This is a genomic window from Microlunatus sp. GCM10028923 (assembly GCF_042666975.1).
Taxonomy (GTDB): domain Bacteria; phylum Actinomycetota; class Actinomycetes; order Propionibacteriales; family Propionibacteriaceae; genus Microlunatus.
In genome coordinates this window covers 67,823-91,430 of sequence record NZ_JBHTFF010000005.1, presented here as the reverse complement: position 1 = coordinate 91,430, position 23,608 = coordinate 67,823, and the positions used below count along the sequence as shown (strand labels likewise).

22 protein-coding genes are annotated in these 23,608 nt (G+C 71.1%); 13 read left to right on the top strand and 9 right to left on the bottom strand.

The window, feature by feature from the left end; all coding sequences use genetic code 11:
• Positions 1-47: 47 nt before the first annotated feature.
• Complete coding sequence (locus tag ACFQU4_RS13535) at positions 48-1,052, top strand: acetylxylan esterase (protein ID WP_377492533.1); 1,005 nt, start codon at positions 48-50, stop codon at positions 1,050-1,052.
• Positions 1,053-1,082: 30 nt separating this feature from the next.
• Here ACFQU4_RS13535 and ACFQU4_RS13530 read toward each other — a convergent pair whose 3' ends face one another.
• Complete coding sequence (locus ACFQU4_RS13530; RefSeq protein ID WP_377492530.1) at positions 1,083-2,093, bottom strand: TRM11 family SAM-dependent methyltransferase; 1,011 nt, start codon at positions 2,091-2,093, stop codon at positions 1,083-1,085.
• A 42-nt stretch (positions 2,094-2,135) separates the two neighbouring features.
• Complete coding sequence (locus ACFQU4_RS13525) at positions 2,136-2,636, bottom strand: inorganic diphosphatase (RefSeq protein ID WP_377492527.1); 501 nt, start codon at positions 2,634-2,636, stop codon at positions 2,136-2,138.
• Positions 2,637-2,742: 106 nt separating this feature from the next.
• On the opposite strand from ACFQU4_RS13525, the gene dacB reads away from it, so the two are divergent.
• From dacB to ACFQU4_RS13500, 5 genes are all read left to right on the top strand, one after another.
• Positions 2,743-4,143 (top strand): D-alanyl-D-alanine carboxypeptidase/D-alanyl-D-alanine-endopeptidase, encoded by a 1,401-nt coding sequence (gene dacB / locus ACFQU4_RS13520; protein WP_377492524.1) that lies wholly within the window; start codon positions 2,743-2,745, stop codon positions 4,141-4,143.
• Between the two features lie 61 nt (positions 4,144-4,204).
• Complete coding sequence (locus tag ACFQU4_RS13515) at positions 4,205-5,284, top strand: zinc-dependent metalloprotease (RefSeq protein ID WP_377492521.1); 1,080 nt, start codon at positions 4,205-4,207, stop codon at positions 5,282-5,284.
• 10 nt (positions 5,285-5,294) lie between these two features.
• The gene (tilS, locus tag ACFQU4_RS13510; RefSeq protein ID WP_377492517.1) at positions 5,295-6,281 is read left to right on the top strand and encodes a tRNA lysidine(34) synthetase TilS; all 987 of its coding nucleotides are present in this window, start codon (positions 5,295-5,297) and stop codon (positions 6,279-6,281) included.
• Positions 6,274-6,825 carry a hypoxanthine phosphoribosyltransferase gene (gene hpt / locus ACFQU4_RS13505; RefSeq protein WP_377492514.1) on the top strand — a complete coding sequence of 184 codons (552 nt, stop codon included), beginning with the start codon at positions 6,274-6,276 and terminating at the stop codon, positions 6,823-6,825. The genes tilS and hpt overlap by 8 nt, the downstream gene beginning before the upstream one ends.
• Positions 6,826-6,860: 35 nt before the next feature.
• Positions 6,861-7,598, top strand: coding sequence for an alpha/beta fold hydrolase (locus tag ACFQU4_RS13500; protein WP_377492511.1), 738 nt, complete (start codon positions 6,861-6,863; stop codon positions 7,596-7,598).
• 146 nt (positions 7,599-7,744) lie between these two features.
• Here ACFQU4_RS13500 and ACFQU4_RS13495 read toward each other — a convergent pair whose 3' ends face one another.
• The 7 genes from ACFQU4_RS13495 to ACFQU4_RS13465 form a co-directional block, all read right to left on the bottom strand.
• Positions 7,745-9,364: a caspase domain-containing protein gene (locus tag ACFQU4_RS13495; protein ID WP_377492508.1), complete on the bottom strand. Its 1,620-nt coding sequence runs from the start codon at positions 9,362-9,364 to the stop codon at positions 7,745-7,747.
• A gap of 187 nt (positions 9,365-9,551) precedes the next feature.
• On the bottom strand, positions 9,552-12,167 hold the full coding sequence (locus ACFQU4_RS13490) for a LuxR C-terminal-related transcriptional regulator (protein ID WP_377492505.1): 2,616 nt from the start codon (positions 12,165-12,167) through the stop codon (positions 9,552-9,554).
• Positions 12,168-12,229: 62 nt separating this feature from the next.
• Positions 12,230-12,457 (bottom strand): hypothetical protein, encoded by a 228-nt coding sequence (locus ACFQU4_RS13485; protein WP_377492502.1) that lies wholly within the window; start codon positions 12,455-12,457, stop codon positions 12,230-12,232.
• 83 nt (positions 12,458-12,540) lie between these two features.
• The gene (locus ACFQU4_RS13480) at positions 12,541-13,419 is read right to left on the bottom strand and encodes a LysR substrate-binding domain-containing protein (RefSeq protein WP_377492499.1); all 879 of its coding nucleotides are present in this window, start codon (positions 13,417-13,419) and stop codon (positions 12,541-12,543) included.
• Between the two features lie 19 nt (positions 13,420-13,438).
• Positions 13,439-14,212, bottom strand: coding sequence for an SDR family oxidoreductase (locus ACFQU4_RS13475; protein ID WP_377492496.1), 774 nt, complete (start codon positions 14,210-14,212; stop codon positions 13,439-13,441).
• Positions 14,209-14,871 carry a VC0807 family protein gene (locus tag ACFQU4_RS13470; RefSeq protein ID WP_377492493.1) on the bottom strand — a complete coding sequence of 221 codons (663 nt, stop codon included), beginning with the start codon at positions 14,869-14,871 and terminating at the stop codon, positions 14,209-14,211. The genes ACFQU4_RS13475 and ACFQU4_RS13470 overlap by 4 nt, the downstream gene beginning before the upstream one ends.
• Before the next feature lie 50 nt (positions 14,872-14,921).
• Positions 14,922-15,545 (bottom strand): TetR/AcrR family transcriptional regulator, encoded by a 624-nt coding sequence (locus ACFQU4_RS13465; RefSeq protein WP_377492490.1) that lies wholly within the window; start codon positions 15,543-15,545, stop codon positions 14,922-14,924.
• Positions 15,546-15,644: 99 nt separating this feature from the next.
• Here ACFQU4_RS13465 and ACFQU4_RS13460 point away from each other — a divergent pair, with 99 nt between their 5' ends.
• From ACFQU4_RS13460 to ACFQU4_RS13430, 7 genes are all read left to right on the top strand, one after another.
• Entirely contained in the window at positions 15,645-16,628 is a 984-nt protein-coding gene (locus ACFQU4_RS13460) for a hydroxyacid dehydrogenase (RefSeq protein WP_377492487.1), read from the top strand.
• Positions 16,625-17,812: a mandelate racemase/muconate lactonizing enzyme family protein gene (locus ACFQU4_RS13455; RefSeq protein ID WP_377492484.1), complete on the top strand. Its 1,188-nt coding sequence runs from the start codon at positions 16,625-16,627 to the stop codon at positions 17,810-17,812. Before ACFQU4_RS13460 ends, ACFQU4_RS13455 begins: the two co-directional genes overlap by 4 nt.
• Positions 17,796-18,614, top strand: coding sequence for a sugar phosphate isomerase/epimerase family protein (locus ACFQU4_RS13450; RefSeq protein WP_377492481.1), 819 nt, complete (start codon positions 17,796-17,798; stop codon positions 18,612-18,614). Before ACFQU4_RS13455 ends, ACFQU4_RS13450 begins: the two co-directional genes overlap by 17 nt.
• Positions 18,615-18,834: 220 nt before the next feature.
• A complete protein-coding gene (gene ftsH, locus ACFQU4_RS13445) occupies positions 18,835-21,195 on the top strand; it encodes an ATP-dependent zinc metalloprotease FtsH (RefSeq protein WP_377492478.1) in 2,361 nt (786 codons plus the stop codon).
• The gene (gene folE, locus ACFQU4_RS13440) at positions 21,192-21,797 is read left to right on the top strand and encodes a GTP cyclohydrolase I FolE (RefSeq protein ID WP_377492475.1); all 606 of its coding nucleotides are present in this window, start codon (positions 21,192-21,194) and stop codon (positions 21,795-21,797) included. The genes ftsH and folE overlap by 4 nt, the downstream gene beginning before the upstream one ends.
• Before the next feature lie 18 nt (positions 21,798-21,815).
• Positions 21,816-22,586: a hypothetical protein gene (locus tag ACFQU4_RS13435; protein ID WP_377492472.1), complete on the top strand. Its 771-nt coding sequence runs from the start codon at positions 21,816-21,818 to the stop codon at positions 22,584-22,586.
• 127 nt (positions 22,587-22,713) lie between these two features.
• Complete coding sequence (locus tag ACFQU4_RS13430) at positions 22,714-23,607, top strand: hypothetical protein (protein ID WP_377492469.1); 894 nt, start codon at positions 22,714-22,716, stop codon at positions 23,605-23,607.
• The last annotated feature ends 1 nt before the right edge of the window (position 23,608 follow it).

The window sequence follows — 23,608 nt, the reverse complement described above, 5'->3', positions numbered from 1 at the left end:
ATGGCCTGCGCCGTGGATGATCATGGAGCCGTTTAGGATGACCGTCCATGGCGATGTTCGATCTGTCCCTGGACGAGTTGCGCGACTACCGGCCGCAGGTCGCCGAACCAGAGGACTTCGACGATTTCTGGACCGCATCGATCGAGGAGGCTCGGAGCGCCGGCTCCGCCGCCGGGGTCGAGGTGACCAAGATCGACAACAAGCTGGCGGTGATCGACACCTACGACGTGACGTTCCCGGGCTTCGGTGGCACCCCGGTCAAGGCCTGGCTGCACCTGCCGGCCGGCGCGACCGGTCCGCTGCCGACCGTGGTGCAGTACCACGGTTACTCCGGCGGCCGCGGCTTCCCGCACTCGTTCACCCAGTGGGCGCAGGCCGGCTGGGCGCACTGGGTGATGGACACCCGGGGCCAGGGCTGGTCCTCGGGCGGCAGTTCCGAGACGCCCGACCTGGCGCCCGAGGCCGGCATCAACCACGTGCCGGGCTTCATGACCTCCGGCCTGGAGGACCCGAAGCACTACTACTACCGGCGGGTCTACCTGGACGCGGTGCGGCTGCTCGACGCCGTCCGCGGTCACGCGACCACCGACCCGTCCAAGATCATCGTCACCGGCGGCAGCCAGGGTGGCGGCATCACCATCGCGGCGGCCGGGCTGGCACCGGCGGCCGGGATCGACCTGCTCGGCGCGGCCCCGGACGTCCCGTTCCTGTGCCACTTCCAGCGCGCGCTGCAGATCACCGGACGGAACCCGTACGGGGAGATCACCAACTACCTGGCCGGCTGGCGGGACCGGGTCGACGTGGCCTACCGGACGCTGAGCTACTTCGACGGGGTCAATCTCGGCAAGCGGGCCCGGGCCGCGACGCTGTTCTCGGTCGGCCTGATGGATCCGGTCTGCCCGCCGTCCACGGTCTACGCCGCCTACAACTTCTACGGTGGCGACGCGGACGTGACGAAGTCGATCAACGTCTACTCGCACAACGAGCACGAGGGCGGCGGCGTCTACCAGACGGCCGCGCAGCTGGACTGGTTCGGCGAACTGTTCGCCTGACCCTCGTGGCCCGATCCTGTCGAAGGGCTCTCACTCCGGCTTGATCGCGACCAGGATGTCGCGGTTGATCGACGAGTCGACCCGGTGGCCGAGTTCCGCGTACGGCCCGGTGTCGACCATGATCAATCCGGCCCTGGTTGCGATCGAGGCGAAGTCGGCCCGGCTCAGCCCGTACGTGTTCCAGGCGACCCCGAGCGAGCCGCCGGGCCGCAGCTGCTCGGCCCAGACCGGGGCCGCCTCGGCCAGCAGACTGGCCGCCGACCGGTCCCGTGCGCCCGCCTTCCGGCCGGCGCCGTGGCTGCCGTGGGTGATCCCGTACGGCGCGTCGGTGATCACGGCGTCGAACCGGCGCTGACCGTACAGCGCCGCCGACTGCCGGGTGTCGCCGGTGAACATGGTGATCTTGAACTGCCGGTCCGTCCGCGGCGAGACCGTCGCCTCCAGCCGGCTGCCCAGATGCCGGCCGTCCCGGCGGACCGGGTTCACCGTCAGCGTGTGCTTGATCCGCTTCCGGCGCAGGTAGGTGCGCAGGAACGCCGCGTACGCCTCGAAGGCGGCCGGGTCCAACTCCACGCCGTTGACGTCGTAGCCGAGGGTGAGCCCGGTGCTCAGCGTGGTGCCGCGGCCGGCCAGCGGATCGAGGATCGACGGTCGTCGCGGCCGGTCCGACCGCGCCGCCGGCCGGGCGGCCAGCGTGACGTTGATCAACAGCCGGGTGAACTGCTCGTTGGTCTTGCCGGAGTACTTCGGGATCGTGACCAGGTCGTCGTCGAACTCGTCCGGCCGGTCCACCCGGACCGGCAGCAGATGATCATCGTCGCGGCGGTACAGCGCCAGGGTCGCCGAGCCGAAGCCCAGCGGTGCCAGCTCGGCCGGGTCCGCCACCCGGACCGTCAGGTAGTCGACGCCGGCCAGGCTGATCCGTTCCAGTGGCGCGTCCTGGCGTAGCAGGATCGCCAGTTCGGCGCCGACCAGCCGGGTCGCCTGGTCGGCGTACACCCGATTGGCCGACGGGGCCAGCAAGATCACGTACTCGGTCACGGAGAGGACTGTAGCGGCCGCTGACCTGCGCGCGGATCGGGATCAGTAGTGCTTCTCCTTGGCCCGCTCGAAGGAGGCGCGGACCTCCTTCTCGGCCTCCTCGACGCCGGTCCAGGTGGCGCCCTCGACGGACTTGCCCGGCTCCAGGTCCTTGTAGACGGTGAAGAAGTGCTCCACCTCGAGCAGCAGGTAGTCGGAGATGTCCGCGATGTCGTTGATCGCGTCGTTGCGGGCGTCGCCGGCCGGCACGCAGAGCACCTTGTCGTCGCCGCCGGCCTCGTCCTTCATCCGGAACATGGCGACCGCGCGGCACTCGATCAGGCAGCCCGGGAAGGTCGGTTCCGGCAGCAGCACCAGGGCATCCAGCGGGTCGCCGTCCTGGCCCAGGGTGCCCTCGATGAAGCCGTAGTCGGCCGGATAGGCGGTCGAGGTGAACAGGGTCCGGTCCAGCCGGATCCGGCCGGTCGCGTGATCGACTTCGTACTTGTTCTTCTGCCCCTTCGGGATCTCGACGGTCACATCGAACGTCAGCCGGTCGCTCACTGCTCCTCCTCCACCTACGCCCGATTAGGATGGCCCGGGCACGCCGAGCATAGTGGCTGATCGAAGCCGCCTTCCAAGGCCGGCCGGGTGCCGACAGGAGGAACGGATGCGGGTGTCGCGGACGGTTCGGCGACGCCGGCGGCTGGCGGTCGCCGGCCTCGGCGTCGGCTTGGTGCTGCTCGGGCTCGGGTCGGCCTGCAGCCCGTTCCCGCAGGTCTCCGCGACCGACCAGACCCAGCCGCCCGGCAGCACCGCCCCGGCCCCGTCGCCCACCGCCGCGGCGAAACCGGCCGCGGCTCCGGCGCCGGTGCTGAAGCCGGTCCGGAAGGGCCCGGTGCCGAACCCGGACCGGGTGGCGAAGGCGATCGAGCGGGTCGGCTCGCCCAAGGCCGAACTCGGCGCCGTGGTCGAGGAGGTCTTCACCGGCAAGGAGTTGTACGACCACGACGGCGACGAACCGGTGCTGCCGGCGTCCACGCTGAAGCTGCTCACCTCCGCGGCGGCGCTGGCCGCGCTCGGACCGGACCACGAGTTCACCACCCGGGTGGTGAACGGTGCGAAGGGACAGGTGATCCTGGTCGGCGGCGGCGACCCGTACCTCACCGACAAGGCGGTCCCGGACAGCTATCCGGTCCGCGGCTCGATCGACGACCTGGCCGCGCAGACCGCCCGCAAGCTCCGCAAGAGCGGGCAGACCACGATCAAACTCGGCTACGACGCGAGCCTGTTCAGCGGCCGGGCCTGGAACGCGACCTGGCCCGGCAACTACAGCGACCAGGTCACGCCGACCTCGGCGCTGTGGGTGAACGAGGGTCGGCACCAGGGCGCGCCGCGCGACTCCGACCCGGCCAAGGCCGCCGCCCAGGCGTTCGCCAAGGCCCTGGAACGGCACAAGATCTCCGTCACCAAGATCAGCACGCAGAAGGCGGCGGCGAAGGCGAAGCCGCTGGCCTCGGTGTCGTCGATGCCGGTGGAACGGATCGTCGAGCAGGTCCTACTGACCAGCGACAACGACGGGGCCGAGGTGCTGTTCCGGCACCTCGCCGTCGCCGCCGGCGAGCCGGGCTCGATCGACGAGGCCCAAGACGAGATCAAGAAGCTCCTGACCGGGCTGAAGGCCTGGGACAAGAAGACCGAGGTGCACGACGGCAGCGGGCTGTCCCGGGAGAACCGGGTCCCGGCCGAGGTGCTGGTGGCGGTGCTCCGGGCGGCCGCGTCCGATGATCATCCGGAACTCCGGGCGGTGCTGACCGGGCTGCCGGTCGCCGGCGCCGAGGGTACGCTGCGGAGCCGGTTCACCGACCCGGCGGCGGAGGACGGGATCGGCTTCGTCCGCGGCAAGACCGGGACCCTGACCGGGGTCCAGTCGCTCGCCGGCATCGTCCGCACCGAGGACGGCGCCCTGCTGGCGTACGCCTTCATCATCAACGAGCCCAAGGACGAGTGGCTGGCCCGGGAGTGGGTGGCCAAGGCCTCGACCGCGCTGGCCCGCTGCGGATGCAAATGACGGACCAATCTCAGGGTGAGTGCCGATAGTGCCTCGGCCCGGGCCCGCATAGAGTCAAGGCATGGCTACCACGATGGTCGACTGGAACGTCGCGACCCAGACCGCACGCCGGCTGGTGAAGCCGGGACCCGAGATCTCCCGGGCCGGTGCCCGGTCGGCCGTTGCCGCCCTCCGCGAGGCGGCGGTGCGGGCCGAGGCGTATGTCGCGGACGTGACCGGCCTCCGGGTGCCCGGGCCGACCGCACCGGTGCTGGTGGTCGACCGGCCGGGCTGGATCCAGGCCAACCTGGACGGCTTCCGGCACATCGTCGCGCCGCTGTCCGCCAAGTTCGATCACCGGCTCGCCGAGAACCCGTCCCAGGTGCAGCAGACCATGGCCCAGGTCGGCGCCCGGGTGACCGGGGTCGAGATCGGCGCGCTGCTCAGCTACCTGTCGCCGAAGGTGCTCGGCCAGTTCGACCCGTTCCATCCCGGGACCGACGGTGAGCCCGGCGGCCGGTTGCTGCTGGTGGCGCCGAACATCGTGCACGTGGAGCGGGAGCTGCAGCTCGACCCGGCCGACTTCCGGCTCTGGGTCTGCCTGCACGAGGAGACCCACCGGGTCCAGTTCACCGCCGTGCCCTGGCTGCGGGACCACCTGAACGGGCTGATCGAGAAGCTGGTCGCTTCGGCCGACCTGGACGCCGGCGTGATGAGCGACATGATCAAGACCGCCGCGAAGAAGATCGGCGACGGGCTCCGCGGCGACGAGGAGATCTCGATCATCGACCTGGTCCAGACGCCCGACCAGCGGGAGACCGTAGACGCGATGACCGCCGTGATGTCCCTGCTCGAGGGGCACGCCGACATCGTGATGGACAGCGTCGGGCCCGACGTGATCGGTTCCATCGCCGACATCCGGCGCAAGTTCAACGTCCGCCGGGAGGGTCACGGGTTCGACAAGATCATCCGTCGGCTGCTCGGGCTGGACGCCAAGATCAGGCAGTACCGCGACGGCGCGGCATTCTGCCGCCGGGTGCTCGACCGGGTCGGCATGAACGGCCTGAACCAGGTCTGGATCTCCCCGGAAACCCTGCCCAGCAAGGACGAGATCGCGTTCCCCGACCTGTGGCTGAACCGGGTGCACGGCACCCCGGCCTGACGTAACCTTCATGGCCGTGAAGGCGCTCGGGCCGGCACAGCTCGAGGTGGTGCAGGCGATCACCCGGGCGCTGACCGAAGTCGATCATGGCCTGCTGGTCGGCTGCTCGGGCGGTCCGGACTCGCTCGCTCTCGCCGCCGGCGCGCACGAGGTGGCCCGCCGGTCGGGCCGCCCGCTGACCGTCGTGATCATCGACCATCGCCTGCAGGACGGCTCGGACCGGGTGGCCGCCGGCGTTCATGATCAACTCCTCGGTGCCGGGTTGCCGGCCGTCGAGGTGATCCCGGTCGAGGTCGACCCGGCCTCCGGCGACGGTCCGGAGGCGGCCGCCCGGACCGCCCGGCACCGGGCCCTGCAGCAGGCCGCCGACCGGCTGGGCGCGACCACGATCCTGCTCGGGCACACCCGGGACGACCAGGCCGAGACGGTGCTGCTCGGGCTGGCCCGCGGCTCCGGCACCCGGTCGCTGGCCGGGATGGCGCCCCGCTCGGGACGGCTGGTCCGGCCGCTGCTCGACCTGCCTCGGGCGACCACCGAGCAGGCCTGTGCCGAGGCGGGGTTGACCCCGTGGCGGGATCCGCACAACGCCGACCCGGCCTACACCCGGGTCCGGGTCCGGGACCGGGTGCTGCCGATCCTGGAGACCGAGCTCGGGCCGGGCATCGCGGCCGCGCTGGCCCGGACCGCCCGGCTGGCCCGCGACGACGCCGAACTGCTGGACGACCTGGCCGCCCGAGCCGCGGACGAGCTGCGTACCGGCGACGGGGGACTGGACTGTGCCGGAACCCTCGCCCAGCCGGCAGCTCTGCGGTCCCGCGTGCTGCGGAACTGGCTGCGCGAACAGGGCGCCCGGGAGGTGTCCGCGGAGCGGTTGGCGGAGGTGTCCCGGCTGGTCACCGACTGGCACGGCCAGTCCGGGATCGACCTGCCGGGCGTGACCGTCACCCGAAGCGAGGGACACCTGATCACGTGTGGCAGGCTTGGCGATCGTGGATGACACCGACATCATCGGCGACCTGACCAATGTCCTGTACACCTCCGAGGACATCGCCGAGCGGATCGCCGAACTCGGCGCGAAGATCGACTCCGACTACGCCGACAAGGACCTGGTCCTGGTCGGCGTGCTGAACGGGGCCGTGATGGTGATGGCGGACCTGTCCCGGGCCCTGCGGAGCCACTGCACGATGGACTGGATGGCGATCTCCTCGTACGGTTCGGGGACCCAGTCGTCCGGCGTGGTGCGGATCCTCAAGGACCTCAACACCGACATCAGCGGCAAGCACGTCCTGGTCGTCGAGGACATCATCGACACCGGCCTGACGCTGTCGTACCTGATCAGCAACCTGCAGTCGCGCGACCCGGCCAGCCTGCGGATCATGACGATGTTCCGCAAGCCCGAGGCGGCCCGCAACGCCGTCGACGTGGCCTACGTCGGCTTCGACATCCCGAACGAGTTCGTCGTCGGCTACGGCCTCGACTTCGACGGCCGCTACCGCAACCTGCGCAGCGTCGGCACCCTGGCCCCGCACATCTACAGCTGACCCTTGGCCGGCGGTCCGGTCGGCCGTCGCTGCTCGTGCTGCACGGAGGCCCGGACCTCGGGCACAGCTACCTGGTGCCGGGGCTGGAGCCGCTCGCCCATGATCATCATGTGGTGATCTTCGACTTCCGCGGCTGCGGGCGGAGCAGCCGTGGTCTTCCCGAGGACGCGCTGCAGCCGGAGTACGTGATCGACGACGCCCACCGCCTGATCGACCGGCTCGGCCTCGGCCGGGTCGACCTGCTCGGCTTCTCCACCGGAGGCCGGGCGGCCACCGCCTTCGTGCAGCGGCATCCGAACCAGGTCCGGCGGCTGGTGCTCGCCTCGACGTCGGCGTACCCGAGCGCCGACGCCGAGCCGTATCTCCGGGACTGGCCCGAATACCAGCGGCGCCGAGCCCTGGAGGAGGCGGCCGGCGGCGCCCTGCGGAACTCCACGATCTTCGTCTGGGACCTCGAGAAGGCGGCCGGCTACCGGGACTTGATCGAAGGCCTCGACCAGGGCGACTGGAGCTATCAGCGCTACCTGGACGGCCGGATGCATCCCTGGGTGGTGGGTGACGCGGAGGCGATCCTGCGCGACTGGGGCGGACCGATCCTGATCTTGCACGGAGAGCAGGACATGGGCTTCCCGCTCCCGCTCGCCGAGCGGCTGCACGCCGCGCTGCCGGCGAGCGAGCTGGCGGTGATCACGGGTGCCGCGCATCTGTGCCACTACGAGCAGCCGGACCGCTGGGCTCAGCGGATCCGGGCTTTCCTCGCCCGACCCGACTGACCGGAATCCAGCGCACTCGCGCGGATCCGGGCCGGAATGGGCCGTTCGTTGCGAAGTGCGCTGGAATTCGGTCACGGGTGACCGCCGGCCCCGCGGCCGATATGGCGGACGCGAGGGCCGGCGGCGTGACGCCCCCTGGGCCCGGCTCAGCTCGGGACCGGAACCGGAGCGGTCGTCGTCACGACGGCTCCATTGGCCTGGTAGGTCTTGAACAGGCTGCCGATGCCGTCCATCAGGGGCGGCAGGACGATGGGCAGGGTCGAGGCCAGGAAGTCCAGCCACTTCTCGTCGCCCTGTTCGACGGTCGCGGACTTCTGCGGGACGCTGCCGGTGGCCTGGTAGGTCTTGAACAGGCTGCCGATGCCGTCCATCAGGGGCGGCAGGACGATGGGCAGCGTCGAGGTGAGGAAGCTCAGCCACTTCTCGTCGCCCTGTTCGACGGTCGCGGACTTCTGCGGGACGCTGCCGGTGGCCTGGTAGGTCTTGAACAGGCTGCCGATGCCGTCCATCAGCGGCGGCAGGACGATGGGCAGGGCCGAGGTGAGGAAGCTCAGCCACTTCTCGTCGCCCTGTTCCACCACGGTCGCGGACTTCTGCGGCGGGGCGCTCTCGGTGGCCTGGTAGGTCTTGAACAGGCTGCTGATGCCATCGATCAGCGGCGGTAGCACGATGGGCAGGGCTGCGGCCAGGAATCCCCACTTCTCCTGGCCCTCGGCCACCGGTGCGGTGGGGGCTGTGGCGATGGTCGGCTGGACGGCGGTTGCTGTCATGATCTTGTCCTTTCTCAATGCCTGAAGGGCTTGCTCGATCGCGGCGGCGATCATGGAACTGACATCCGTCGCGGCGGCGATCGGCTGGTGGTAGAGGGTCTTGCCGAGGACGAACGAGGCCACCGCCATCTGCGGAGCGGTCGGCGGTTCGAAGAGGAGCGGTCGCTGACCGAAGCTCATCTCGGTCAGGATCCGTTCCGCCTCCTGGTGCAGGTCCGGCGGCGAGGCGTCGATCCCCAACGTGTCGATCGCCTTGCCGAGGGCGAAGGTGAAGGCCGACAGGCCCTGGGTGTCGCTGCGCTTGGCGGACGCGGTCTCGTTCTCCCGGCAGGCGCTCAGCAGCAGCGCGTTGATCCGGAGCTGTCCCTCCTCGTCGACGCTGGCCTTGGCGGGCTGGCCCTCGACCGGCGGGCTGACCACGCCCTTCTCGGAGGCGGCGACGTGGTTGGAACTGATCGCGTGCGCCCCGAACGGACCGAGTCGCTTCACGGTGCCGGAGGTCAGCGCGAGGTTCAGGGCCTTGGCCTGCTCGTCGTCCGGGAGCCAGACCTTGGACCGGGTCGCCTCGCCACCGGACTTGGTGACGAAGAACTTCTGCATGCCGCCGGAGAAGCAGGAGTCGAAGACCACGGTGAGGACGGCCGGCGGCAGTGCCTGGGTCCGGTCGCTCAGCTCGTCGTCCGAGAAGAAGCCGTCCCGGAGCACCAGCACCTCGGTCAGTGCGTTGCCCTCCGGGACCTGGAAGCCGTGTCCGCTGTACATGAAGACCAGCCGGTCGTCCGGGCCGACCCCACTGAACAAGGTGTCCAGCGCGGCCTTGACGTTCGCCACCGTCGCGGCGGCGTCGACGAGCGTCGTGATGTTCTGGGCCGAGAACCCGTAGTCGCGTTCCAGCCGGTTTCGGACGTGCTGGACGTCCGCCAGACAGCTGTTCAGGTTGTTCCGTGGATCCCCGTAGTCGTCGATGCCGACCAGGAGCGCCTTGAAGATCGCCATGCGTCCCCCTCTCGATTGGCCCGTCTCGGGTCACGTGTTGTCGGGTCGCACCCGGAACCCGGCGTACGACCTCACCAGAACCATCCGGCCTGCGCCGGCGCCGCGTCACGAGTGATCGACTACTCGACTTCGGCCCGCGGTCACACTCGGGCGGGCCCGTTCCACGCAGCGGCCGGCGAGAAGTTGATCAAGGTTGACGATGCGGTGGGAGCTTGAGCAGGGCCGCGAACGCCGCCCGGTCGGAGGTACCGAGCTTGGCGGCCGCGCGGTAGAGATGTCCTTCGACGGTACGGACCGAGAGCACCAGTCGATCACCGATCTCGCGGTTGCTGTAGCCCTGCGCGGCCAGCGTCACCACCTCGAGCTCGCGCCCGGTCAGCGGTGCCGGCGCGGTGATCATGGCCATGGCGGGCGTCCGGGCTCCCTCGCAGAGCCGGCCCAGCCGGCTGGTCCGGGCGATCGCGGACCGGGCCGCCTCGGAGCGTCGGCGCCGGTAGCCGACGGCGGCCTGGGCTGCGGCGTCCGCGGCCGCCAGCGGATCGCCCATCCGTTCCAGCCGGTCGGAGACGTCGAGCAGAGCGTCGGGATCGTCGCCGGCCAGGGCAGCGGCGTGAGCGGCGGCGATTGGGGCTCGCGGGCCGTCCACCTGCTCGGCCAGTACGGCCAGCCGGCCGGCCTGACCGGGCGCGCCGAACCGGGTCGCGGTGTCCAGGGCCGCGATCTCGTAGGCGAGTTGATCATGATCGGCGGCCAGCGCCGCCGCCGCGAGGGCGGTGCTGATCCCTTCGCTGACCGCGCCCTCGGCCGCCGCCACCCAGGCCCGGGTCAGCAGCCGTTCCGGTTCGAGATAGCCGAACGACGGATGCCACCGTTCCTCCAGCTGGACCAGGGCGGCCCGGGCGGCCGGCCCGTCGCCGGACATCGCCCGGGCCTGGGTGATCGCGATCAGGCACCGTACGTCCCAGCCGCCGGTGTCCCGTCCGGCCAGGGCGGCATGCGCCTCGCCGGCCCAGCCGAGGCAGGTCCGCAGCCGGCCCTGCGCGAGCGCGGCCTGGCCGCGGATCGCGCCCGCCATCGAGCGCGGCGTCCCGATGGCCTCCCCGTACAGCTCGTAGCCCTGCCGGGCGACCAGGTCGGCCTCGACGACGTAACCGGCCAGCCGCAGCCCGACCAGGTGCAGGTCGCGCAGGCCGAGCCCGAGCACCGCGCCGTTGGCCGCGCGGGCGGCGGCCGCATAGCCGCGGGCCGCCGCGGTACGGGCCGCGTCCGCCCGGCCGAGCATCATCAGCCCGGTGACCAGGCCCCAGCTGGCCAGCACCACGGCCTGGTCCGACGGCGCCGCGGCCAACGCACGTTCGGCCGCGCGGACGGCTCGGCGCGGGCGCGCCAGCCAGGCGTGGAACGCGGCCTGCAGGGCCTCGAGCTCGGCCCGCCCGGCTCGGTCCTGGACGCCGGCCCGGGCCCGGTCCAGTACCCGCTCGGCGGCCACCGGACGGCGCAGGATCCAGAAGAGGTTGCCGGCCCGCGGCACCGCCACCTGGACCCGTTCGGGGTCCCGCCGGGCCCGCCGCTCGAGGTGCCGCAGTTCCTGGTCGGCCTCGTCGCCGCGGTCGAGCCAGGTCAACGCGTACGACAGCGCCAGCCGGCTGTCGAAGCCGCCGCCGGCCGCGACCGCCGCCCGAGCCAGCCGCTCGGCCAGGGCCAGGTCGGCCATCCGGAAGGCCAACCGGGCGGCGGCGGTGAGCAGGGCCGGGTCGGGCGCCAGGTCCGCGTCCAGGGACAGCACGGCGCGGCGCAGGATGCGCTCCGGCTCCGGCGACTCGGGGAAGCTGGCCGCGATCAGCCCGCGGAGCCGGCGGGCCCGGATCCGGCCGATGCCGCGCCGGTGCACCTCGCCGTACAGGGGATGGGCGAGCCGGGCCTGCAGCGTGCGGCCGCCGGACACCTCGATCAGCCCGCGGGCCTCCGCCTCCTCGATCCCCTCCGCGGCGGTCAGCCGGCTGAGTTGACCGACGTCGAGCGGCTCGCCGACCGCCAGCACGTCGAGCACGTCACGAACCGGTTCGGTGAGCCGGCCCATCCGCGCCGCGACGAGTTCGGTCAGCCCGGGCGACAGTTCGGGTTCACCGGTCCAGATCCAGACGCCGGCCACGCGGTGCAGCCGATGCGCCTCGACCTCGCCGGCGACCAGGTGCCGCAGGTAGAGCGGGTTGCCCCGGGTGATCGACCACATCCGGCGCGCGGCGGCGCTGTCGACCGGGCCGCCCAACACGGTGGCCAGCAGGGCCGCGGTCTCGGCCCCGGACAGCGGCTGCAGCTCGAGCCGGCGCAGTCGGCCGTCCTTCCAGAGTCCGGTGATGCCCTCCGGCGCGGGCGCCCCGGTCCGCAGGGTCAGCACCACGGTGGCGGTCCGGCGAGTGATCAACTGCTGCACCAGCAGGACCGAGAGTTCGTCCAGCAGTTGCGCGTCGTCCACCGCGACCAGGGCGCCGGCGCGGCCGGCGCCGGCGAGCAGTTCCTCGTTGACCTTGTACAACAGCCGGGCCGGATCGGTGACCGGGGCGGTCAGCGACGATGCGAACGCCCCGAGCGGCAACTGCTGCGCCGCGACCGAGGCGGTCACCCAGCGGACGGTACGGCCTCGTCGTTCGGCCGTGGCCAGCACCTCGCGGGCCAGCCGGGTCTTGCCCACGCCGAGCGCGCCGGCGATCACGACGCCGGCCGCTTCGTTGCCGCGCCGGATGCTCTCGCTGAGATAGCGGAGCTCCTCGGCCCGCCCGGTCAGCGGCCATTCCCCCGCCACTCAAGGATTTTAGTCCCGGAATGTTCGATTCCCGCCCATGATCGACAGATCGTCCGAAATGATCAAGAACCGTCGGCAAGACCTTGATCAACTCGGGACCTTTGCCTCTTGATCGCGGCGGCCAGCTTGGCTTCGGCGACCTCGAGCAGCGGCCCGATCGCTTCCGGCTCGAGTTCGAGCCGGGCCGCGATCTCGGTTTCGGACGACCCTGCGTCGCGGAGCCGCAGAGCTCGGGCATAGGCGTCGGGGAGCTGGCGCAGGGCCCGCTCCCGGTCCACCGGCGTTGGCATGTGCTCAGCTTCCTCGCTCGACCCGCCGATCCGGGAGAGTAGCCCGCCACTCGCCTCGAAATCTGCACCGCCGCTGCACCGGGTCAGGAGAACTCGGCCAGTTCCGGGACCAGTCGCTCCAGCACCGGGTTCGTCGACGCCGGGTTCCAGCAGGCATGCAGGCTGACGGTACGGGCGTCGGCCTCGGCCAGCTCCCGGAAGACCACACCCTCCACCCGCATCGCCGTACAGGACCGGGGCACCAGGGCGAAGCCGCGGCCGGCCCGGACCAGGGCGAGCATGGTCGGCACCTGGGAGGCGATCTGGGCGCGCAGGAAGTCCTGCATCCCGACCAGCGCCGCGCAGACGTCGTGCAGGTAGCGCGATCCTTCCGGGCTATAGCCGATGTAGTCCGCCGCGACATCGGCCAGCCGAGCCGGCCCGTCCCCGCTGGCGAGCGGATGACGATCCGGTACGGCGAGCACCAGCTGCTCGCTGTGGATCGGCACCGAAGCAAGATCATCGGGGACCGGCGGCCGGACCAGGCCGAGGTCGAGGGTGCCGCTGATCAAGGCCGGGAACTGCACCTCGCTGGTCTGCTCGTCCAGTGCGACGCTCACCCCCGGCAGCACCCGGGTGAGCAGGGTGAGCATGTCGCCGAGCACCGCGTACGCCCCGATCGCGGTGAACCCGAGCCGCAGCGTGCCGGCCTGACCGGCCGCGACCCGGCGGGCCGACTCGGGCGCCGCCTCGACCAGGGTGAGCACCCGGCGCGCGTCGGCGAGGAAGGTCCGGCCGGCGGCGGTCAGACTCACCCCGCGCGGGCTCCGGTCGAACAGCCGCACCTGCAGCGCGCGTTCCAGGGCCTGGATCTGCCGGGTCAGCGGCGGCTGGGTCATCGCCAGCCGTTCCGCCGCCCGGCCGAAGTGGAGCTCCTCGGCCACGGCGACGAAACCGCGCAGCTGAGCCAGCGAGTAGTCCATGCCGCGACGGTATCCCGGCTCAACCGGCGGCCCGCCAGTGCCGGTCGCCGATCAGAGTCGCTTCGGCGCCGCCGTCGGCGAAGATCACCTGGCCGGTGACGAAGCGGTTCTCGGGTCCGGCCAGCCAGCCGATCAGCTGCCCGATCCATTCGGGCCGGCCGGGGAAGCCGAGCGGCTGTGGCGCCGACGACGCGATCGCCTGCCGGACCGTCTCGTCGGTCAGGATCCAGGCAGCGGCCGGGGTGTCGACGACGCCGGGTGCGACCGCGTTCAGCGGAATGCCGGCGCCGGCCCAGTCGGCGGTCGGGGCCGTCCGCCGTACCCAACCGTTCAGGGCCCGCTTGGCGATGCCGTACGCGGAGCCGTGCAGGGCGGGATCGTCGGCGAGCAGTGCCGTCGCGGTGGCCTCGTCGCCGTCCGCGCAGGCCTGCAGAATCCGTTCGTCCGCGGGGGCGAGCGAGGCCGTCGACGAGACCGCGACGGCGCGCGGTGCGGCGCTGCGCGCGAGCATCGGGCGAAGTCCCTCGAGGGTCGCGACCGTACCGAAGTAGTTCGTCTCGAGGAGGCCGGTCCGCCCGCCGCCGGCGACCGCCAGCACCGCGTCGATCGGGCCCGACCGGGCCACCTGCTCGACCAGGGAGTTCCGGCCGGCCGGCGTCGACAGATCGGCGACGATGTCGGCGTCGTCGAGGTCGCAGCCGATGACCGTGGCGCCCTGGTCCCGGAGCAGGGTCGCTGTCGCGGCACCGATCCCGGACGCCGAGCCGGTGACGACATACCTGCGATCGCTCACCGGACCTCCTCCGTCGGCTCGTCGCCGAGCAGCGGAACGCCGCGGCGCCGGAAGTAGAGCTGACTGCACACCTCGGCGAGGACGATCAGCCCGACCAGTTTGACCGCGCCGATCAGCGGGACCAGGTCGATCGGCAGCGTGTACGCCAGCACCACCGTGCTCGCCGCATCGGTCAGCAACGCCGATCCCCAGAGGATCGTGCACCCGCGCACCACCCGCCGGAAGGCCGGCACGTCCTGCCAGGCGGCGTTGATCCCGTCGCGCAGCGTGCCGCCGGTGAAGGTGCGCAGCGCGAACAGGTAGTACGGGGTGCGCAGCAGCGTGACCAGGATCCAGCCGCCGACCACGGCGGTCACCCAGCCGTCGCGCGCCAGCAGCGTTCTCGGGCTGCCGGTCAGGAACGACAGCGCCACGCTCAGCAGCAGGGCCGTCATGACCAGCGCCGCCAGCTGATCGACCCGGCGCTTCGTGATCACCGAGTGGAGCGTCTTGACGGCAGGCCCGACCAGGCCGAGCAACAGGGCCGTCCACTGGTCGACGCCGAGGGCACGCAGGCCGTAGAACACCGCGATCGGGAGCACCGCGTTGATGACGAGGCTCAGGACGATCTCGCGCTGCGGGTTGGCCGCGCGCTGCGTCGCCTCCGTTTTAATGACCATGTGGTCAATAGTAATGACCGCGTGGTCAATAAACCAACCCGGGAGTTCGGTCAGGCGGTGGCCTTCATGGCGCCGAGGAGGATCTCGGCGAGGCCGTCCGCGTAGTCCTGCGGCTCCAGTTCCGGATGGATTTCGAGGTACGCGAGCATGGCGTCGATCGAGCCCTGATAGGTGACGGCCATGATCCTGGCGTCGAAGTCGCCCAGGCTGCCCTCGGCCTGGCCGCGCCGGAACAGCGACTCCTGGCCCCGGTAGGACTCCTCGTAGAAGTCGGTGATCACCCGCTCGCCGCCGTCCGGGCCGGGCAGGTTGTGCAGGATCCGGTCCAGGGCGACCAGTTCGTTCCGGTGGGTGCGGATCTGGGCGGCGGCCAGGCGCAGCGCGGCGCGGATGATCTCCGGCACCGGTCGGCCCAGGTCGAGCGCGTCGACGATGGTTGCCCGCATGGTTTCCAGCGTTGCCTTCGCGGTCGCCTCCATCAGGTCGTCCTTGTCGGCGAAGTAGCGCCAGACCAGGCCCTTGGCGACGTCGGCCCGGGTGGCGATCTTGGTCAGGGTGGCGCCCTCGTAGCCCCGTTCGGCGACCTCGAGGACGGTCGCCGCCATCAGCTGCTTGCGCCGTTGATCTTCGCCGAGGCGCTGGCGCGGGCCGCGCGGCGGGGGCTGGGCATCCACGGCGCGGATGCTACCCCGCGCACGCCATGTCGTGACGGTATTGGGTGATGCTCAATTCGACTTGGACGGGTATCGCCTTCGGCCCGTACCTTGACCGGCATGCCCACTCTGGCCATGGCGATGACCCCGGCGCGCGCCGCCGACGTCTGCGACGACGAGACCCGAGCCCTGCTGGAAGAACGCTTCGAGGTGCGCTGGGCCGGTGATCAACTGGACCAGGCCGAGGTGGCCCGGCTGGCCGACGGCGCCGAGATCATGATCACCAGCTGGGGTACGCCGTCGCTGCCGGCGGACCTGTTGGGCGAGACCGGGCCCCGGATCGTCGCGCACGCCGCCGGAACGGTGAAGCGGCTGGTGCCGTCCGCGCTGGTCGGGGACCGGCTGACCGTCTTCTCCGCCGCCACCCGGATCGCCTGGTCGGTCGGCGAGTACTGCCTGGCCGCCTGCCTCACGCTGCACCGGCGGCTGCCGTCCTACGACGCGCGGACCCGGGCCGGCGGCTGGAAGCCGACAGACTTCCGGGGCCGGGAGCTGCGCGGCCGGACGGTCGCGCTGATCGGCGGCTCGTCGACGGCGCGGGCGTTCCGGAGCCTGCTGGAACCGTTCGGGGCACGGGTGCTGGTGTACGACCCGTACCTTGATCAGGAGCGGGCCCGCGAGCTGGACGTCACCCTGGTCGGCCTGCCGGCGGCGATGAACGCCGATGTCGTGTCGATCCACGTACCCGACCTGCCGGCCACCAAGGGCATGATCACCGCCGACCTGCTGGCCCGGATCCCGGACGGCTCGGTCCTGATCAACTCGGCCCGGGCCGGCGCCGTCGACCCGGTCGCCCTGGAGCGGGAGGCGTTGTCGGGAAGGCTCCGGATCGCCTTGGACGTCTACGATCCCGAGCCGGCCCAGTTGTCGCCGGAGCTGCTCGCCTCGCCGGACGTGCTGCTCACGCCGCACATCGCCGGCGACTCGCTGGAGGGGCATCTGGCCCTGGTCCGGTACGTCGTCGACGACGTGATCGCCTTCCTTGCCGACGGATCCCACGGCCCCAGCTGGGTCGACCCGCAACGCTGGAGCCTGCTCGCATGAACTCCACCCCACGACGTTCTTCTCCTCCGCTGCGCTCCCCCGAACAACGCCGCGGGGACCCCGGAAAGAGCTCCAAGATCAGCAAGCTCGAGACCTTCGTCGTGCCGGTGCCGTTCGCGCACGCGTTCAAGATCGGCAGCGGTACGGTCAGCGAGCCCGACCGGACCGGCGACGTGATCTTCGTCAAGCTGACCACCGACGACGGCGCGACCGGCTGGGGCGAGCAGCGGGCCCTGCCCAGCTGGAGCTACGAGACGGCCGAGACGATCGTCGCGGTGATCAACAACAACCTGGCGCCGCTGCTGATCGGGACCGACCCGTTCGCCGTGGAATCCTTCCACCGCAGGGCGGACCGGGCGCTCAGCCCGTCGGTGTCGAACGGGTTCCCGTTCGCCCGGGCGGCGGTCGACCTGGCCCTGCACGATGTCGCCGGGAAGCTGGCCGGGCTGCCCGTGCACGCCCTGCTCGGCGGCGCGGTGCACACCGAGATCCCGCTCTGTTCGGCGATCGGCATCGACACTCCGGAGGCGATGGCGGAGCGGGTCCGGGGGAGTGCCGCCTACCACGCGTACAAGATCAAGATCGGTGGGGACGTCGCGGCCGACGCCGCGGCACTGCACGCGATCACTGAACCCGCCGCGGGCAAGCCGATCTGGCTGGACGCCAACCAGTCCTACCGGCCGTCCTCGCTGCACCGGCTGCTGCAGGAGATCGAGGACGTACCGCAGCTGTACTGCGTCGAGCAGCCAGTGCCGAGCACCGACTGGGCCGGGATGATCAAGGTCCGGGAACGATCGTCGCTGCCGGTCGCGATCGACGAGGGCAGCTTCACCGCCGCCGACCTGGCCCGGACCGCGGTGCTCGGCGGCGCGGATCTGGTCGTGATCAAGCTCTGCAAGGCGGGCGGGCTGCGCCAGGCGTTGCGGACCGCGGCGGTGGCGAAGGCGCACGGGCTGGAGATCCTGGCCAGCGGGCTGACCGACTGCGGCGTCGGGTTCGCCGCGGCCCTGCACCTGTTCAGCCTGATGGACTTGGCCCTGCCGGCCGAACTGAACGGACCCGAACTGCTGGCCGACCTCTATGTCGAGGGCCTGCAGATCACCGACGCGATCGCCCGGGTGCCGAACCGGCCCGGCCTCGGCGTCGACGTGGACGAGGAGCGCATCCGTGGCACCGCACGCTGATTCCGATCATCCGCAGGAACCGCTCTGGGCCGTGTTCAGCAAACCCTGGGCGGGCGAGGCGCCCGGCCCGCTGGGGGAGCGCCTGGCCGGTCTCGGGTTCGGCGGCGCCGAGGTGCCGGTCCGGCCGGGCGCGTACGTCGATCCCGGCTCCGCCGGCCGGCTGCTGCCCGGCTTCGTCCGTACCCTCGCCGAGCAGGGTGTGACGGTGATCAGCGTCGCCGCCGATCCGACCGAGCCGGTCTTCGCGGCCTGCGCCGAGGCCGGCGTGCCGCTGATCCGGATCATGGCCCCGCTCGGCGACGACGGCTACCTCGCCTCGACCGAGCGGCTGCGCCGGGACTGGGCTGCCGTGCAACCGCTGACCGAGCGGTACGGGGTCCGGGTCGGCGTCCAGCCGCACCGCGGGCGGTTCGTGGAGAGCACGCTCGGCGTACTGCAGTTGATCGACGACCTGGCCGGCTTCGACCTGGTCTGGGACGCCGGCCATGACGCACTGACCGGCGTCGACCCGGTGCTGACCCTCGACCTGGCCTGGCCGCGGCTGGGCCTGGTCAACCTCAAGAACGGCCACTACCGCCCGGAGCCGGACGCCGGCCCCGGCGCGCCGCGGTATCGGCACTGGTGGGGCCCGGCCGACTCCGGGATGGCCGACTGGGCCCGCATCCTCGGCCACCTCCGCCACCGCGGCTGGGACCGTCCGGTCTGCCTCACCGCCGAGTACTCCGAACCGAGCGACCCGGAGGGGAAAGCGGAGCTGGTCCGGGCGGACCTGCTGGCCGCCCGCGGCCACTGGACCGTCTGAGTCCGGGCCGTTCGGCCGCTGACCTGCTCGTGCCACCCTCGGGAGTCCGGCCCCTGCTGATGCGTGACCCAGGCCACTCACCGGGACCGGATCGGGCGACCGGGGCGCCGGGTCACCGGAGCGCCGGTCCGGGGTTGGGCGCGAACGATACTCTTACCTGCGTACTCGTACTCCTGGCGAGTGGTGTACGCAGGAGTGAATCCGACACAGCAGGCAGGTTATGAACTTGAAGCGCATTCTCCGCGGGCCCATCCTGTGGATCATTCTGGGCGTCGTGGTGATCGGCCTGCTGCTCGATTTCAGCGGCCGGCTGGCCGGCGGTTTCACCGACGTCCCGACGTCGCAGGTGGTCGCGATCATCAACGGCAACGAGCCGTTGAAAGAGGCCAAGCTGATCGATGGTGAACAGACCATCGAGGTCACCATGGGCGACGGCACGACCAAGTACAAGGCGACCTGGGTCGGCAATCAGGACGATGCGCTGCGGGAGCGGCTGGATCAGCGCTACGCCGAGAAGACGCTGGAGAAGTGGGACGGTGAGAACCCGACGCCGGGCTTCTTCTCGTCCCTGCTCGGCACCCTGATCCCGTTCCTGATCATCGGCGTGCTGTTCTTCTTCCTGCTCAACTCGATGCAGGGCGGCGGCAGCCGGGTGATGCAGTTCGGCAAGTCCAAGGCCAAGATCGCCAACAAGGACACCCCGAAGACGACCTTCAGCGACGTCGCCGGCTGCGAGGAGGCGATCGAGGAGCTCGAGGAGATCAAGGAGTTCCTGGCCGAGCCCGCGAAGTTCCAGGCGGTCGGCGCGAAGATCCCCAAGGGCGTGCTGCTGTACGGGCCGCCCGGCACCGGCAAGACCCTGCTGGCCCGGGCCGTGGCCGGCGAGGCGGGCGTGCCCTTCTATTCCATCTCCGGTTCGGACTTCGTCGAGATGTTCGTCGGCGTCGGCGCCTCCCGGGTCCGCGATCTCTTCGAGCAGGCCAAGGAGAACGCCCCGGCGATCGTCTTCATCGACGAGATCGACGCCGTCGGCCGGCACCGCGGCGCCGGTATGGGCGGCGGTCACGACGAGCGCGAGCAGACGCTGAACCAGCTGCTGGTCGAGATGGACGGCTTCGACGTCCGCGGCGGCGTGATCTTGATCGCCGCGACCAACCGGCCCGACGTGCTGGACCCGGCGCTGCTGCGCCCGGGCCGGTTCGACCGGCAGATCTCGGTCGAGGGCCCGGACCTCAAGGGCCGCCTGGCGATCTTGAACGTGCACGCCGCCGGAAAGCCGATGGGCCCCGATGTCGATCTCGAGGCCGTGGCTCGTCGTACCCCGGGCTTCACCGGTGCCGACCTGGCCAACGTGCTGAACGAGGCGGCGTTGCTGACCGCCCGGCAGAACGCGCGGATGATCACCAACTACCACCTGGACGAGGCGATCGACCGCGTCGTCGCCGGGCCGCAGAAGCGGAGCCGGCTGATGAACGAGCGGGAGAAGCTGGTCACCGCCTACCACGAGGGTGGCCATGCGCTGGTCGCCGCGGCGCTGCCCGGCACCGACCCCGTCCAGAAGGTGACGATCCTGCCGCGCGGCCGTGCCCTCGGCTACACCATGGTGCTGCCGGAGCAGGACAAGTACTCCAACTCGCGGGCCGAGCTCCTTGATCAACTCGCGTACATGATGGGCGGCCGGGCGGCCGAGGAACTGGTCTTCCACGACCCGACCACCGGCGCCAGCAACGACATCGAGAAGGCGACCAACCTGGCCCGCGCGATGGTCACCCAGTACGGGATGACCGAGCGGCTGGGCGCGGTCAAGCTCGGCACCGGCGACGCGGAACCCTTCATGGGCAGGGATTTCGGCAGCAACCGGGACTACTCGGAGCAGAAGGCGGCCGCGGTCGACGAGGAGGTCGCGGCACTGATCGCGACCGCTCACCAGGAGGCGTTCGACATCCTGAGCGAGAACCGGGAGGTGCTGGATGATCTTGTTCGCGCCCTGTTCGAGCGGGAGACGCTGGACCGTGAGCAGGTCGCCGAGGTCTTCAAGCCGCTCAAGCGGTGGCCGAAGCGGCCGGCCTGGACCGGCTCGGACCAGCGGCAGCCGTCCAGCGTCCCGCCGGTGACGCCGCCTCCGCCGCAGATCGAGGCCCCGTCGCCGAACGGCACCTCCGGGTCGCACGGCGCGCCGGGCGGCACTCAGCTCCCGCCGGGACACCAGCCGGTGCCGCCGGGGCTGCCCGGGCAGCCGCCCGCGGGCGGGCCGGGTGCGCCGTTGCAGGGCCAGCAGCCCCTTGATCAGCAGTACGGGCAGCCTCAGCAGCCGCAGCAGTACGACCAGCCCCAGTACCACCAGCCCCAGTACCAGCAGCCGTACGGCCAGTACGAGCAGCAGCCGGGGCAGCCCGCTCCGGAGCAGCAGCAGGGTCAGCCGACCTGGCCGCCGCACCCGCAGCAGCCGTACGGCTACCAGGGTCAGCCGGACGAGCCGTCCGGCAACGGCCAATCCGGCAATGGTCAAGCAGGCAACGGTCAGCCCGGCGACGGGCAGCCGCCGCAGGGGCAGCCGCCGCAGGGACCTGAGTCTCGGTGACCGAGCAGCAGCTCGCCGGGCTGGCCCCCGGCACGTTCGATCATGACCGGATCGCGAAGGCGGTCCGGGAGATCCTGATCGGGATCGGCGAGGACCCGGACCGGGACGGATTGCGCGAGACGCCGGACCGGGTGGCCCGGTCCTACGCCGAGTTGTTCCGCGGCCTGACCCAGCAGCCGGAGGACGTACTGGCCACCACGTTCGATCTTGGTCATGACGAGTTCGTCCTGGTCAAGGACATCGAGGTGTGGAGCTGCTGCGAGCACCACCTGGTGCCGTTCACCGGGGTGGCCCACGTCGGCTACATCCCGAACGCCAACGGCCGGATCACCGGGCTGAGCAAGCTGGCCCGGCTGGTCGACGTCTTCGCCAAGCGGCCGCAGGTGCAGGAGCGCCTGACCACCCAGGTCGCGGATGCAATGGTCGAGTTCCTGCAACCGAGCGGCGTGATCGTCGTCTTCGAGTGCGAACACCTCTGCATGACCATGCGCGGAGTCCGCAAACCCGGCTCCCGAACCGTCACCAGCGCCGTCCGCGGACAGCTCCGCAATGCCGCGACGCGCGCCGAGGCCATGTCGCTGATCATGAACGGACGTCACTGACTGCCTTACCATCGTGTGATGGAGGATTTGCGGGAATCCGACAGTTCGATCCGTGTGCGCTGGGCGGTGGTGCTGATGGGCGCCGGCGTCGTGCTGATCTCCGGACATGCCCAGACGATCTACTACGGCGGTCCGGGCTTAGGCGCGATCCGTCCGATCGCCATCTTGCTGATCTTCGTCGGCATGTTGTTCGGTCTGCTCGGCCTGATCGTCGTGGCGCCGCTGTTGCGGCACCCGGAGCGGACCGACAGTCCGCGGCCCATCGTGCTCACCGCGCTCTGCGGTCTCGGTGTCCTGGCCGCCGCCACCCTGATGAGCCTGTCGTTCGCGGCTTTGGTGATCTTGGTCGTGGTCGCCGGGACACAGCTGCGGTTCGTGGCGCGGGGCGCGCCGTCCCCACGACCGGCCGTCCGGCTGCGGCTCGCGCTGCCGTACTCGATCGCCGTGCTGGTGATCGTGGCGATTGGCGTGCTGCAGGCGGTGGGCGGGCCGACGGCCGGCACCTGGATGATGATCTTGTGGGCCTCGATCAGCGTCGTGGCGGCGGTGGCCCTTCCGCTGCTGGGTCTCCGTGAGGTCCCGATCCTCGCCGGACCGCCGCGGCGGATCGTCTGTGCCGGGCTGCTGCTGGTCGCGATCGTCGGCTACAGCCATTGGCTGACCGGGATCGGCCCGGACTTGTCGATCTCGCCGGGCGGACCGATCATCGCGATCGTGGCCCAGCTGGCCACGGTCCTCGCCCTGATCGTCGGCGGTCCGGCCTGGGGACGGGCGACCGTCGGAACCTAACCTCCTCGTGGGCCCGAGCCCACTTCCCCACACTTGTTGGCACTTCCCGCGCGTTATATCTCGCGGGAAGCGACAGTTTTTCACGTAACGTGAAAAACTTGAGGCCAGAGTGACGAACGGGGTCACGGTGGATACTTCGGGTGGATCCGACACGGCGGCGCGGGCGCGGTGGGCGGCGGCGTTCCTCGGGTCGGCCGCGGTGCTGCTGGGCGGCTATCCGTACACGCTCTACGACGGCGCGATCGGGGTGGCCGCGGTCGGGGTCGCCGCGGCGATCCTGATCCTGGCAGGGGTCCTGCTCGGCTCCGCAGGTCTCGCCCTCGGCGTCCCGCTGCTGGTCCGCGCACTGCGGACTCCCGTGCCCCTGACCGTCCTGCTGGTCGCGGCCGGGGTGGCGACGCTGGCGGTCCTCACGGTCGTGATGGCCATCCCGTACGGGAATCTGATGGCCTTGATGGTGCTCGGCGGCTCGCAGCTGGCCTACGTCGAACCGGGTGCCCGGCCGACCGACCCGGCCACCCGGTTCCGGATCGCGCTGCCGTTCTCGGCCGCCATGCTGGCGCTGCTGCCGATCATGATCCTGCAGGTCACGGTCTGGAACCCGCTGGCCAAGCTGCCGGGGCTGAGCCTGGACCAGATCTACGGCCGGCTGGCCGCGGTGGGCGAGCCGACCGGCGCGCCGATCATCATCGTCTGGGCCGTGGTCTGGGGCGGGCTGGCGCTGGCGTTCCCGGTGTTCTGCCGGCTCGGCCGGAAATCGACGGTCGCGACCACGCGGCGGGTTGTGATCGCCGGGCTGTTGCTGGTCGCGATGGTCGGCTACACCTCCTGGATCACGGCGTTCGGGATGGGCATGTCGATGGCCGACACCTTCGAGCAGGCACCGTCCGGTGGTGATGCGGCACCGGTCGGGAAGATCATCGCGATGGTGGGCCAGCTCTCGGCCGTGGCCGCCCTGTTCGTCGGCTGTCCGGCCTGGCGGCCGCGGCTCGCCGACCCCGTACCCGTCGGGAGCCGGTGAG